This is a genomic window from Pseudomonas sp. MPB03 (assembly GCF_046605385.1).
GTDB lineage: Bacteria > Pseudomonadota > Gammaproteobacteria > Pseudomonadales > Pseudomonadaceae > Aquipseudomonas > Aquipseudomonas zanjanensis.
Genome location: NZ_CP176770.1, coordinates 6,377,843 through 6,389,818, shown reverse-complemented (window position 1 = coordinate 6,389,818; position 11,976 = coordinate 6,377,843). Strand labels below are relative to the sequence as shown.

At 63.3% G+C, this 11,976-nt stretch carries 9 protein-coding genes; 3 read left to right on the top strand and 6 right to left on the bottom strand.

The window, feature by feature from the left end; all coding sequences use genetic code 11:
- Positions 1-2: 2 nt before the first annotated feature.
- Positions 3-494 carry a DUF523 domain-containing protein gene (locus ACLH0I_RS27945; protein ID WP_250964346.1) on the top strand — a complete coding sequence of 164 codons (492 nt, stop codon included), beginning with the start codon at positions 3-5 and terminating at the stop codon, positions 492-494.
- A 227-nt stretch (positions 495-721) separates the two neighbouring features.
- On the opposite strand, the gene ACLH0I_RS27940 is transcribed toward ACLH0I_RS27945, so the two are convergent.
- Positions 722-2,095: a GTPase/DUF3482 domain-containing protein gene (locus ACLH0I_RS27940; RefSeq protein WP_411385894.1), complete on the bottom strand. Its 1,374-nt coding sequence runs from the start codon at positions 2,093-2,095 to the stop codon at positions 722-724.
- Positions 2,088-3,455 carry a DUF2868 domain-containing protein gene (locus ACLH0I_RS27935; protein WP_250964344.1) on the bottom strand — a complete coding sequence of 456 codons (1,368 nt, stop codon included), beginning with the start codon at positions 3,453-3,455 and terminating at the stop codon, positions 2,088-2,090. The genes ACLH0I_RS27940 and ACLH0I_RS27935 overlap by 8 nt, the downstream gene beginning before the upstream one ends.
- Positions 3,456-3,541: 86 nt before the next feature.
- Between ACLH0I_RS27935 and ACLH0I_RS27930 the strand changes: the two genes are divergently transcribed.
- Positions 3,542-4,054, top strand: coding sequence for a dihydrofolate reductase (locus ACLH0I_RS27930; protein WP_411385893.1), 513 nt, complete (start codon positions 3,542-3,544; stop codon positions 4,052-4,054).
- A 119-nt stretch (positions 4,055-4,173) separates the two neighbouring features.
- Here the strand turns inward: ACLH0I_RS27930 and ACLH0I_RS27925 are convergent, their stop codons facing one another.
- Positions 4,174-5,565 (bottom strand): L-cystine transporter, encoded by a 1,392-nt coding sequence (locus ACLH0I_RS27925; RefSeq protein WP_411385892.1) that lies wholly within the window; start codon positions 5,563-5,565, stop codon positions 4,174-4,176.
- Between the two features lie 242 nt (positions 5,566-5,807).
- On the opposite strand from ACLH0I_RS27925, the gene ACLH0I_RS27920 reads away from it, so the two are divergent.
- Complete coding sequence (locus ACLH0I_RS27920) at positions 5,808-6,863, top strand: haloacid dehalogenase-like hydrolase (protein WP_411385891.1); 1,056 nt, start codon at positions 5,808-5,810, stop codon at positions 6,861-6,863.
- Positions 6,864-7,220: 357 nt separating this feature from the next.
- Here ACLH0I_RS27920 and ilvD read toward each other — a convergent pair whose 3' ends face one another.
- From ilvD to ACLH0I_RS27905, 3 genes are all read right to left on the bottom strand, one after another.
- A complete protein-coding gene (ilvD, locus tag ACLH0I_RS27915; protein ID WP_053126275.1) occupies positions 7,221-9,062 on the bottom strand; it encodes a dihydroxy-acid dehydratase in 1,842 nt (613 codons plus the stop codon).
- 266 nt (positions 9,063-9,328) lie between these two features.
- The gene (locus ACLH0I_RS27910; RefSeq protein WP_411385890.1) at positions 9,329-10,534 is read right to left on the bottom strand and encodes an MFS transporter; all 1,206 of its coding nucleotides are present in this window, start codon (positions 10,532-10,534) and stop codon (positions 9,329-9,331) included.
- Between the two features lie 207 nt (positions 10,535-10,741).
- Positions 10,742-11,938: a class I SAM-dependent rRNA methyltransferase gene (locus tag ACLH0I_RS27905; protein WP_003206543.1), complete on the bottom strand. Its 1,197-nt coding sequence runs from the start codon at positions 11,936-11,938 to the stop codon at positions 10,742-10,744.
- Between the last annotated feature and the right edge of the window lie 38 nt (positions 11,939-11,976).

The following is an 11,976-nucleotide window of genomic DNA, read 5'->3' as shown; positions in this document are numbered from 1 at the left end:
ATATGGAAAAGATCCTGGTCAGCCGCTGCCTGCTCGGCCATCGCGTGCGCTACGACGGCGGTGCCAGCGGGCCGTTCGATCAACTCCAGCAGTGGCTTGATCAAGGCCGGGTCGTACCGCTGTGCCCGGAAGTCGCTGGCGGCTTGCCCACCCCGCGTGCGGCAGCGGAGATTCCTGGGGGGCAGGGCGGGCAAGTGCTTGACGGTCAGGCCGCGGTGATCACCACCGATGGCGAAGATGTGAGCGCGCAATTTCTGTCAGGCGCGTATCAAGCGCTGGAACAGGTGCGAGTACATGGCATCCGCATCGCGGTGCTCAAGGCCAACAGCCCGTCGTGCGGCAACCTGCTGACCTATGACGGGACGTTCAGCGGTGTGAAAGTCAGCGGCGAAGGGGTGACGGCGGCGTTGCTCAAGCGCCATGGCGTGCGGGTGTTCAATGAGTTGGAGTTGCCTGAAGCGGCGGCGGCCCTGAAGGCCTTGAGCAACGACTGATTGCCCAGGCGTTGATTGCTTTTGTGGCGAGGGAGCTTGCTCCCGCTGGGCCGCGAAGCGGTCCTGAAACCTGACACCCCGGTGTGTCAGGCCAATCGCGTTCCGGCATTTTGGGGCCGCTTCGCAGCCCAGCGGGAGCAAGCTCCCTCGCCACAGGTGTTAACCATGTCCCCGGACCAAACAGTTTTGTGTACTGCCAAAGGGTACTTGGCCAGACCTTGTGTCGCTCAGAGCTGCTCGGCCAACTGCTCGATCTGCTCCTGCCGCTCCGCCTGGCTCAACCGCGGCTGGGGATTGAGGGATGACCATTGCGGATGCGCCCGGGCCTTGTTCAGGGCTTCGGGCAGCTTGCCCTCTCGCCAGGTCTTGTCCTGGGGCGTGGCGATGCGGATGCTGTCCAGCGCCGCGTGGCCGCGCAGGTTGAGGGCTTGCAGCAACTGTCCTTGGCGCAGGGCCAGCAGGCGCAGCACGCTGTCGTCGACCGTCAGCTCCCGTTGCCCCTTGAGTTTGCCCATCAGCCGGTTGCCGTAGCTGCGGGCGGTTTGCAGGGTGCCGCCGACAATCGCCCCAGCCAGGGCGGCGGCGCCTAGGGTCAGGCCACCTACCAGCAAGTCCACCCCGGCACCGGCCGCCGCGCCCGCCGCGATCCCGCCGCCGACGCGTACACCCAGTTGCTTGAGGGTTTCGGGGTTGAACAGGTCATCGCCCCAGCGCCCGTCGAGCAGCGGCAGGTCGCTGGCGGCGGCGTCCTGGGGGCGGAACGCGTAGAGCTTGAGCAGGGCTTCGACACAACGCTGTTCGCGTTGACGCACCGCGTTGCGCAACTCGCCAATGGCCTGGCGTTCCAGTTCGGTATCGCTGGCGACGCTGCGTCGGCAGGCGGCGCAGTCGATCAGCAGTTCGGCGATCAAGCGCGCCGCGCTCTGCTGGCGGGCCAGGCGTTGGGCCTGTTGGTCGGCGACCAGTCGCTCCAGTTGCCCACGGGCGCTTTCCAGCAACAACGCGAGGCTTTCATACAGGCGTCGCTCGCCGTCCTCGGGCGGGGCGACGCTGTCAAAGCGTACCAGGGCGTGCAACCCCAATCGCGCCAGGGCTTCGCGCCAGTCGGGTTCGCGATGCCGGGCGCTGCTGACGAAATTCAGCACCGGCAGCAGCGGTTTGCCACAACTGGCGAGGACTTCCAATTCATCGCGGTACTTGGCCAGCACCGGTTCCCGGGCATCGATCACATACAAACCGGCGTCGCTGGCGAGCAATTGCCGCAGCACCTTGGCTTCCTGTTCGAAGCGTTGTCGCGCCTCGCTACCCTCGAGGAAGCGAGCCAGGCGCGCCGGGCCGTCGAGGCGTTCGCCAGGACGCTCCAGGTGCTCGAGGTAATCGAGCAGGGCGATGGCGTCTTCCAGGCCCGGCGTGTCGTACAGCTCCAGCAACGCTTCACCGTCCACCGACAGGCGCGCACCTTCGACATGCCGGGTGGTGCTTGGGCGGTGGGACACCTCGCCGAAGCCGACGTCGCGGGTCAAGGTCCGCAGCAACGAGGTCTTGCCCACGTTGGTGTGGCCGACCACGGCCAGTTTCAGCGGCTTCACGGGGTCAGTCATGACCGCTCTCCAGCCAGTTCAAGGGCATGCAATCGGCAAAGGGCAACTGCAGCTGTTGCAGCGCGGTGTGCCAGTCGCCCAGGCGCTCGGCGTCCAGCGCTTCGCCGGGCGGCGCCTGCAACAGCCAGACGCGGGTGGCGCTGGCGCTGCGGGCCAGCTCGGCGATCAGCGCCAGGCTGCCACGGTCCGGCGAGCGACGTGGGTCGCAGGCAATCGCCAGGCGTGCCGGCGGAAAACGCGACAGCTGTTCGAGGAGTTTGTGGCGTGACTCGCGGCTGTCGAGGATGCCGGCGCTCTTCACGGTCTCGGGCAGCTTGGGCGGCCAGGGCCGATCATCCAGTTCGATCGCCACCAACAGCGCGCCGTCGCTGTCCATCGCACTGACGGCACTTTCGACTCGATGCAAATGCGCGGGAGCGGCGTCGTTGACGCCCAGGCGTTCGCTGCTGGGCATTAAGCGCTCACGTAGCTGTGCGTAGCCGGGCAGGTTCAAGTCCAGGCGCAGCGTGGCGCGACCGCGTCGCCAGCGCCATAGGCACAGCAACGCCAGGCCCAGGCGCGGCAGCACGCCATAGGCCAGCAGCACGCCGACCAGCCAGGCGGCCCAGGCCTGGCGGGCGCTTTCGATGTTCAGCGCGGCGTCGCCACTGGCGCGGATCATGTCCTCGGTCGGCACGCTGAAGCCCAGCAGTGCCGGCAGCGTGCCGAGGGCCTGGGTCATGGCGACGAAGGTTTCGCTGCCCAGCAGGGTGGTTTCCCAGACGAAGCCATAGCGCCGGGTCGCCATCAGCAGCAGGACGATGACCAGCGCGCTGAGCATCGCCAGCAGCCACAGGCCATTGACCAACACACCGAGGGCCCAGCGATTGAGTTTGTGCCGTTGCAACAACAGCAGCAGGGCTGGCGCCAGTTGGGCGGCCTTGGCGTCGCGGGCGAGTTTTTCGCTGAGCCACAGCCACAGGCGTCCCAGTGCGGCACCTTGCTCACCGGCAAAGACCAGGCCCATGGCCCAAGCGATGAGCAGCACCAGATTCAACCCCAACAGGCTGCCCAAGGCCCAGAACACATTGACCGGTGCCTGGCCGTCACCGAGGGCGGCCAACCCGAGGCCGGCGCCGCTGATGACGGCGAGCAGCGCCAAGGCGATCAGCGCCAGGCGCGCCCCTTGCAGCCAATGGCGCAGGGCTTGCGTGAGGCCATCGCGCTCGGCCAGCCAACGGGCGCGCTGATGGATGCGGGCGGATAGATCGCCGCCTGACGCACGGGCCAGGCGATTGGCTTCCTGGTCTTGGAGCGGGCCGGCGTGCTCTTCACGCAGGCGGATCGTCTCGGTCAACCAGAGGTTCTGCAGTACTGTCACGGGGGCTTCCGTTGCTCGAATGAGGGTTGAGCATAACCGCTGTGATGCCTGTCGGGGTACGCCGGGCCTCTGGTATCCTCGCGGCCATGAACAAAACTCTCCCCCTAAGCCTGATCGCAGCCCTCGGTGAAAACCGTGTGATCGGCGTCGACAACAGCATGCCCTGGCACCTGCCGGGGGATTTCAAATACTTCAAGGCCACCACCTTGGGCAAGCCGATCATCATGGGGCGCAAGACCTGGGATTCCCTCGGTCGACCGCTGCCGGGGCGGCTGAACATCGTCGTCAGTCGCCAGCCGGCTCTGGTGCTGGAAGGTGCCGAGGTGTTTTCCACCTTGGAAGCCGCCGTGGCGCGGGCCGAGGCCTGGGCGCTGGAGCAGGGTGTCGACGAATTGATGTTGATCGGCGGCGCCCAGCTCTATGCCCAGGCCCTGGAGCAGGCGGATCGGCTGTACCTGACCCGCGTGGGGCTGAGCCCGGAGGGGGATGCGTGGTTTCCTGAGTTCGATTCGAGCCAATGGAGACTGGTCTCGAACCAGCCGAACCCGGCTGAAGGGGACAAGCCGGCCTACAGCTTTGAGGTGTGGGAAAAGCGTTAAAAGCATCGCGAGCAAGCTCGCTCCCACAATGGATTTCTGGCGAACACAGAATCTGTGATCACTGCCGATCCCTGTGGGAGCGAGCTTGCTCGCGATAGCTATCCATCAGGCGCCACCCATCAAGCGTGCACCAACTCCCCATGCTCCTGGGCATCAAGCAATGCCTTGTCCGTCTGCTGCATCACCTGGCTGGTGATCGCCCCGGCGGTGATCGAGCCGCTGACGTTCAACGCCGTACGCCCCATGTCGATCAGCGGCTCGACGGAAATCAGCAAGGCCACCAGCGACACCGGCAAGCCCATGGCCGGTAGCACGATCAACGCGGCGAACGTCGCGCCGCCACCGACCCCGGCCACCCCGGCCGAACTTAACGTCACGATCGCCACCAGTGTCGCGATCCAGACCGGGTCCAGCGGGTTGATGCCTACGGTCGGTGCGACCATCACCGCCAGCATGGCCGGGTAAAGGCCGGCACAACCGTTCTGGCCGATGGTGGCGCCGAACGAGGCGCTGAAGCTGGCAATCGCCCGGGGAATGCCGAGGCGGCTGGTCTGGGCTTCGATGCTCAACGGGATGGTGGCCGCGCTGGAGCGGCTGGTGAAAGCGAAGGTCAACACTGGCCAGATCTTGCGGAAGAAGCGCAATGGGTTGATGCCGGCAGCGGACACCAGTAGGCCATGGACCACGAACATCAGGCCCAGCCCCAGGTACGACACCACGACGAAGCTGCCGAGCTTGATGATGTCCTGCAGGTTGGAACCGGCCACGACTTTGGTCATCAGCGCCAGCACCCCGTATGGCGTCAGCTTCATCACCAGGCGCACCAGGCGCGTCACCCAGCTTTGCAGGGTGTCGATCGCGTTGATCACTTTCTGGCCTTTCTCCACGTCATCCTTGAGCAACTGCAACGCCGCGACGCCGAGGAACGCGGCGAAGATCACCACGCTGATGATCGACGTCGGCTTGGCCCGTGCCAGGTCGGCAAAGGGGTTCTGCGGAATGAACGAAAGCAGCAGTTGCGGGATGTTCAGGTCGGCGACCTTGCCGGCGTAGTCGCTCTGGATCACTTGCAGGCGCGCCAGCTCCTGGGTGCCGGCCACCAGGCCCTCGGCGGTGAGGCCGAACAGGTTGGTCAGGCCGATGCCGATCAGCGCGGCGATGGCGGTGGTGAACAGCAGCGTGCCAATGGTCAGGAAGCTGATCTTGCCCAGGGACGAGGCGTTATGCAGGCGGGCCACGGCGCTGAGGATCGAGGCGAAGACCAGTGGGATCACGATCATCTGCAGCAACTGCACGTAGCCGTTGCCCACCAGGTCGAACCAGCCGATAGAGGCCTTGAGCACCGGATTGCCGGTGCCATAAATCGTGTGCAGGGCGATACCGAACATCACGCCCAGCACCAGCGCCAGCAGCACTTTCTTGGCCAGGCTCCAGGTGCGGTGACGGGTTTGCGCCAGGCCGAACAGCAAGGCGAGGAACACCAGCAGGTTGAGGATCAGCGGCAGATTCATCAAAAGAGACTCCGATAAGACGTGCCAGTCGCCCGAAGCCGCGACTGTGAGCCGGGAAGCCTAACAGCCTGATATCTAATGAATTAATACTAAAAAGGCATGTTGATTGTCGTTTATGGAATAAGGACTTGGCGTTTGCGGGTATGTCGCTGGCGTGATCAGGACGCAAGCGGTCGCGGCTGGGCGAGGACTGTCACACGCATTTGTTAGCGTCGAGTTCTTTGATCCCGGGAGAAATGCCGATGAAGCTCGCACCTCGTTTTCTCGCTGTCGCCTTGAGTCTTGGCCTCGTCGGCCAGGCACTTGCCACCGAACTCAAGCACTGGCCAGCGGAGCAGGCCAAGGCCTTGGACGCGATGATCGCCGCCAACGCCAACAAGGGTAACTACGCGGTGTTCGACATGGACAACACCAGTTACCGCTATGACCTTGAGGAATCGTTGCTGCCGTTCATGGAGAACAAGGGCCTCATCACCCGGGAAACCCTCGACCCGTCCTTGAAGCTGATGCCGTTCAAGGACACGGCCGACCATAAGGAAAGCCTGTTCAGCTATTACTACCGTTTGTGCGAAGTGGACGACATGGTCTGTTACCCGTGGGTGGCCCAGGTGTTCTCGGGCTTCACGCTCAAGGAGCTCAAGGGCTATGTCGATGAGCTGATGGCGTCCGGCAAGCCGGTGCCGACCACTTATTACGATGGCGATAAGGTGGTCCAGTACAACGTCAATCCACCGAAGATCTTCACCGGCCAGGCCGAGCTGTACAACAAGCTGATGGAAAACGGCATCGAGGTCTATGTCATGACCGCCGCTTCCGAAGAATTGGTGCGCATGGTCGCCTCGGATCCTAAGTACGGCTACAACCTCAAGCCGCAGAACGTGATCGGCGTGACCACGCTGCTCAAGGACCGCAAGACCGGCGAGCTGACTACCACGCGCAAGCAGATCACCAACGGCAAATATGACGAGAAGGCCAACCTTGGCCTGGAGTACACGCCATACCTGTGGACCCCGGCAACCTGGATGGCCGGCAAGCACGCGGCGATCCTGACGTACATCGACGAATGGAAAAAACCGGTGTTGGTGGCGGGTGACACACCGACCAGTGACGGCTACATGCTGTTCCACGACGTGGACGTGGCCAAGGGCGGGATTCACCTGTGGGTCAACCGCAAGGACAAGTACATGACCCAGATCAACGGCATGATGGCCAAGCACGCCGCGGCCCAAGCCAAGGAAGGACTGCCAGTGACGGCGGACAAGAACTGGGTGATCGTCAAGCCTGAAGATATCCAGTAATCCCCCAGGTTCTGGAAAAATGCACAAACCTGTGGGAGCGAGCCTGCTCGCGATTGCGGTGTGTCAGCCAGCAAAAATGTTGCTGATCCGCCGCTATCGCGAGCAAGCTCGCTCCCACAGGGATCATCAGAGATTCGAAAGGGGATGAACCCGTGGCGAGGGAGCTTGCTCCCGCTGGGCTGCGCAGCAGCCCCAAGGTCGTCAGCCCACGCATTGAGGTGAGGGACGAATTATGGGGGCCGCTTCGCGACCCAGCGGGAGCAAGCTCCCTCGCCACAAAAGATCACTCGGTTCCAAGGGTCGAATTGGAACCAAAAAAAAGCCCCGCACTTGGCGGGGCTTTTTTATGGGTAGCGTTTACAGGCCGTCAAGCATCGCCTTGTTACGCACCGCGCCCTTGTCGGCGCTGGTGGCGAGCAGGGCGTAGGCCTTGAGGGCCGTGGTGACTTTGCGTGGACGCACTTCCACCGGTTTCCAGCCCTTGTTGTCTTGTTCGATGCGGCGCCCGGCCAGTTCTTCGTCGCTGATCAACAGGTTGATCGAGCGGTTCGGAATGTCGATCAGGACCTTGTCGCCATCGCGCACCAGGCCGATGGCGCCGCCCGCCGCCGCTTCCGGCGAAGCGTGGCCGATGGACAGGCCCGAGGTGCCGCCGGAGAAGCGGCCATCGGTCAGCAAGGCGCAGGCTTTGCCCAGGCCCTTGGATTTCAGGTAGGACGTTGGGTAGAGCATTTCCTGCATGCCCGGGCCGCCTTTCGGGCCTTCGTAGCGAATGATCACGATGTCGCCGGCCTTCACTTCGTCAGCGAGGATGCCGCGCACGGCGCTGTCCTGGCTTTCGAAAATCTTCGCGTTGCCTTCGAACACATGGATCGACTCGTCGACGCCGGCGGTCTTCACCACGCAGCCGTCCAGGGCGATGTTGCCGTACAGCACGGCCAGGCCGCCTTCCTGGGAGTAGGCATGCTCGACGCTGCGGATGCAGCCGTTTTCACGGTCGTCGTCCAGGGTTTCCCAACGGGTCGACTGGCTGAACGCGGTTTGCGTCGGGATGCCCGCCGGGCCGGCCTTGAAGAAGTGATGCACGGCCTCGTCGGTGGTCTGGGTGATGTCCCACTTGGCGATGGCCTCGGCCATGCTCTTGCTGTGCACGGTCGGCAGGTCGGTGTGCAGCAGGCCGCCACGGGCCAGGGAGCCGAGGATGCTGAAGATCCCGCCGGCACGGTGCACGTCTTCCATGTGGTACTTCTGGATGTTCGGCGCGACCTTGCACAGCTGCGGTACGTGACGGGACAGACGGTCGATGTCGCGCAGGTCGAAATCGATCTCGGCTTCCTGGGCCGCGGCCAGCAAGTGCAGGATGGTGTTGGTGGAACCGCCCATGGCGATGTCCAGGGTCATGGCGTTTTCGAACGCCTTGAAGTTTGCGATGTTGCGCGGCAACACCGACTCGTCGTTCTCGCCGTAGTAGCGCTTGCACAGCTCGACGATGGTCCGGCCGGCCTGCAGGAACAACTGTTCGCGGTCGCTGTGGGTGGCCAGGGTCGAACCGTTGCCCGGCAATGCCAAGCCCAAGGCTTCGGTCAGGCAGTTCATCGAGTTGGCGGTGAACATGCCGGAGCACGAACCGCAGGTCGGACAAGCGCTGCGCTCGTACTCGGCAACCTTCTCGTCAGAGGCGCTGGAGTCGGCGGCGATCACCATGGCGTCGACCAGGTCCAGGCCGTGGCTGGCGAGCTTGGTCTTGCCGGCTTCCATCGGACCGCCGGAGACGAAGATCACAGGGATGTTCAGACGCAGGGCGGCCATGAGCATGCCGGGGGTGATCTTGTCGCAGTTGGAAATGCACACGATGGCATCGGCACAGTGGGCGTTGACCATGTACTCGACCGAGTCGGCGATGATCTCGCGGCTCGGCAGCGAATAAAGCATGCCGTCGTGGCCCATGGCGATGCCGTCGTCCACGGCGATGGTGTTGAATTCCTTGGCAACGCCGCCGACGCGTTCGATTTCCCGGGCAACCAGTTGGCCGAGGTCCTTGAGGTGGACGTGGCCCGGTACGAACTGGGTGAAGGAGTTGGCAATGGCGATGATCGGCTTCTTGAAGTCGTCATCCTTCATCCCCGTGGCGCGCCACAAGGCACGGGCGCCGGCCATGTTGCGGCCATGGGTGGATGTTTTCGAGCGGTAATCAGGCATGGAGCACTCCGGGCGGCTAATCAGGTACTTATCAGGTATCAATGGGAGTGAGCTTCTGTCGACGTCTGGAGCACCCGGGTTTGGCCGTGTGTCCGGAAGTGGCCGATGACTTTGCAGGATCGCTGCGCGCCTCGGCATGAGCTCATAAACCCGCCGGGGATGAATGGCGATGAATGCCACGATTCTACACCGCTGGCGCCAGGATGAAATGACGCAAAGCGCTGATCGGGCGCCAATGTCGTGCGCGGGATGACGACTGGCAGGGTTCAGCCGGCTAACAGCCCCCTATCGCGCTGCCGGACCAGGCCATTGAGTGCCAGCCCCAGCAGGCTGAGCAGGATCAGGCAGAGGGCCAGGGCCAGCTGTAAGTCCAGCGGGGTGAGGCTGATCACGGCACTGGTTAGCCCGCCGACAATAAAGATCAGTACGCTACCGGCCGAGGCGGACGTGCCGGCCTGCGCCGGAAATAGCGTCATGGCTTGGTTGTTGGCTGCCGCCCTGGCAATGGTCGTTCCGGCGGTGCAAACGATCATGGGCGCTAACAGGGTAGTGATCGACAAGCCTAGGTAATTGGCGAGCCCCAGCATCAGGAGGCCTGCGGCAAGGATCAGGCCCAGACCCGTGACAATTTGCGCCTGTGGATCGATTCGATTGCTCAGCACGGACGCCACCGCGCCCCCGCCGATATAGGCCAGGCCATAGCCCAGCAGTACCAGCGAAAGAGCCTCGGGCGATAAGTGCAACTGGTCGATCAGGGCCAGCGGTGAAATGACGATGAACGAAAAGTGGCAGGAAAAAGCCAGCGCCGAGGTTAACCAATAAGCGACGAAACTGAAGTCACCGAAGACCTTTCGATAGGATGCGATGATATTGAAACGCCTGGGTTGACTGCCGGCTGGGGAGTGCTCAAGCAAATGACAGGCGCTTGCGAATACGCCAACTGCCAGGGCAATGAACACCAGGAAGCTGCCGCGCCAGCCCATCCAGCTTTGCAGTCCGGTGCCAGCCAGGGGCGAAACGGAAATGAAAATCCCGCCGCAGGTGACCAGCAAGACTCGCAATCGCTGCTGTTCCTGTCCGGTGAACAGGTCTTGGATCAGCGCTTGGGACAGCACGAAACAACCGCACCCCAAGGCCTGGACGACACGGAAGAAGAGAAAGGACCAGTAACTGTCGGCGAGTACGCAACCTGTTGCTCCAACCGCTGAAACGGCGATCCCGATCAACAGCAGGTTTTTTCGTCCCATAACGTCGGAAAGCGGACCGATCAGCAGTTGCGAAAGGGCGATGCCCACTGCGAACAGGCTGACAGACAGGGCGATATCTGATGATGGGCTCTGAAAGTGTTCGGACAGTGCAGGGAACGAGGGCAGCACGACATCGATTGGAAAGACGCCGAGCAGTGTCAGCGTCAGCAACAAGCCGACGGTGGCCGGTTTGCGGGCTGCCAAGCGGTTTTGCGGATCAGTCATGAGGCGTTCCAAGGCGTACCTGAGGGTCGCTTTCAATCCTAATGCGTCATGTCCGCCAGTCACGGGGAGATTGAGTAGGACGGTTCTGGAAATTGCGTGGGGGGGCTCCTACAGACTTATTCAGGCGCGCAAAAAAAATCGCAGCCAAGGCTGCGATCTGGGTGCCATTAGGGGTGCACAGCGCTACGGCACTGGCCCCGCCAGGCCTCAGCTGTTGGGCAACAACCGGCAGGTGATGCTCTTGATGTAGCGGGTTTCGGCGATGGCCGGGTGTACCGGGTGGTCGGGTCCCTGGCCGCCGCGTTCGAGCAGTTGGATGTTGCGGTCCAGGTGACGGGCGCTGGTCAGCAGGATGTTTTGCAGGTCGTCTTCGGGCAGGTGCATCGAGCACGATGCGCTGACCAGGATGCCGTCCTTGCTGAGCAGGCGCATGGCTTGCTCGTTGAGGCGGCGATAGGCGCCTTCGCCGTTCTTCAGGTCTTTCTTGCGTTTGATGAAGGCCGGTGGGTCGGCGACGATCACGTCGAAGCGCTCTTCGCTGGCCTTGAGTTCCTTCAGGGCTTCGAAGACGTCGCCTTCAATGCAGGTCAGCTTCTCGGCGAAGCCGTTCAACGCGGCGTTGCGCTCGACACCGTCGAGGGCGAAGGCCGAGGCGTCGACGCAGAACACTTCACTGGCGCCGAACGCCGCGGCTTGCACGCCCCAGCCGCCGATGTAGCTGAACAGGTCCAGCACGCGCTTGCCCTTGGCGTACGGCGCCAGGCGTGCGCGGTTCATGCGGTGATCGTAGAACCAGCCGGTTTTCTGGCCTTCCATGACCGGCGCCTCGAACTTCACGCCGTTCTCTTCCAGGGCGACCCATTCCGGCACCAGGCCGAACACGGTCTCGACGTAGCGGTTCAGGCCTTCGGCGTCACGGGCGGCGGAATCGTTCTTGAACAGGATGCCGCTGGGCTTGAGCACTTGAGTCAGGGCGGCGATCACGTCGTCCTTGTGGGCTTCCATGGTGGCCGAGGCGATCTGCACCACCAGGATGTCGCCGAAGCGGTCGACCACCAGGCCCGGCAGCAGGTCGGAGTCGCCGTAGACCAGGCGATAGAACGGCTTGTCGAACAGCCGCTCGCGCAGGGACAACGCCACGTTGAGGCGATGCACCAGCAGGGATTTGTCCAGCGGCAGCTTCACGTCACGGGACAGCAGCCGGGCGCAGATCAGGTTGTTGGGGCTCATCGCAACGATGCCCAACGGCTTGCCGCCGGCGGCTTCGAGGATGGCCTGGTCGCCGGCCTTGAAGCCATGCAGGGGCGTGGCGGCTACATCGATTTCGTTGCTGTAGACCCACAGGTGGCCGGCGCGCAGGCGACGGTCGGCGTTGGCTTTGAGGCGCAGGCTAGGCAGGGACATGACGTCGCTCCGGAAAAAAGAGCGGGAGTATACCGTGT

Bases quoted from the DNA above. Each gene is read 5' to 3' on its own strand.
- ACLH0I_RS27945 (WP_250964346.1), top strand. From the start codon at position 3: ATGGAAAAGATCCTGGTCAGCCGCTGCCTGCTCGGCCATCGCGTGCGC.
- ACLH0I_RS27940 (WP_411385894.1), bottom strand. From the start codon at position 2,095: ATGACTGACCCCGTGAAGCCGCTGAAACTGGCCGTGGTCGGCCACACC.
- ACLH0I_RS27930 (WP_411385893.1), top strand. From the start codon at position 3,542: ATGAACAAAACTCTCCCCCTAAGCCTGATCGCAGCCCTCGGTGAAAAC.
- ACLH0I_RS27925 (WP_411385892.1), bottom strand. From the start codon at position 5,565: ATGAATCTGCCGCTGATCCTCAACCTGCTGGTGTTCCTCGCCTTGCTG.
- ACLH0I_RS27920 (WP_411385891.1), top strand. From the start codon at position 5,808: ATGAAGCTCGCACCTCGTTTTCTCGCTGTCGCCTTGAGTCTTGGCCTC.
- ilvD (WP_053126275.1), bottom strand. From the start codon at position 9,062: ATGCCTGATTACCGCTCGAAAACATCCACCCATGGCCGCAACATGGCC.
- ACLH0I_RS27910 (WP_411385890.1), bottom strand. From the start codon at position 10,534: ATGACTGATCCGCAAAACCGCTTGGCAGCCCGCAAACCGGCCACCGTC.
- ACLH0I_RS27905 (WP_003206543.1), bottom strand. From the start codon at position 11,938: ATGTCCCTGCCTAGCCTGCGCCTCAAAGCCAACGCCGACCGTCGCCTG.